Source organism: Paracoccus sp. S4493, assembly GCF_000967735.1.
GTDB lineage: Bacteria > Pseudomonadota > Alphaproteobacteria > Rhodobacterales > Rhodobacteraceae > Paracoccus > Paracoccus marcusii.
The window spans coordinates 1-604 of record NZ_JXYF01000217.1; the positions used below are offsets into that span (position 1 = coordinate 1).

At 64.1% G+C, this 604-nt stretch carries 1 protein-coding gene and 1 pseudogene; both read right to left on the bottom strand.

Going from position 1 to position 604, the window contains the following annotated elements; genetic code table 11:
* Positions 1-216 (bottom strand): annotated as a pseudogene (locus TW83_RS21900) (recombinase family protein); the annotation flags it as partial.
* A 97-nt stretch (positions 217-313) separates the two neighbouring features.
* Positions 314-532, bottom strand: coding sequence for a hypothetical protein (locus tag TW83_RS16435; protein ID WP_045983863.1), 219 nt, complete (start codon positions 530-532; stop codon positions 314-316).
* Positions 533-604 lie beyond the last annotated feature (72 nt).

Genomic DNA, 604 nt, shown 5'->3' on the forward strand with positions numbered 1-604 from the left:
GGTAGTCTCTGGCATCATCCGGATATTACAGATCAGACCCGGCAAAATCCCCGTCGCCACAGGCCGCGTGGACAGCCTCTGCAGCGCTTCCGCCAGCCGAGCGATCTCCACGCAGTATCGATCACCCAAAGACGGGTGGAGCCGCAAGGCAGGGAGTGAGGGCGTTTCCGCCATCATCCTGGTCAGCTCCGCCTTGCGTCCCTCCATCGCCTCCATCTTCGCCTTCATTGACGGGTGATACATCCTGACCTCAATCGCGCTCACGAGTCTCGTGATCTTCACCCCGATCTGCGCCAGTTCCTTGCGGGCGGCATCATGACCGCTGCGGCGTCACCCGCTGGCCTTGTTGACGGCCAGCCAATAGGCCGGCCTCCACGAAGGCCGCGAACAACTCCGGATGCATCAGCCGATCGTGCAGCCCGCCCAAGACCCGGTCATCCAGGTCCTCGCGTCCGATCGTTGCCCGGTTTGTGCAGACCGCCGCGCCGCGGTTGCGCGCCCCGCTGCAGCCAAGGCGCGTCCGGTCGATCATCGAGTATCTTGTCTGCAGCACGCGGATCTGGTCCTCCGCCAAGCTGGCCGATTGAGCTACGTCCCGTCTCCT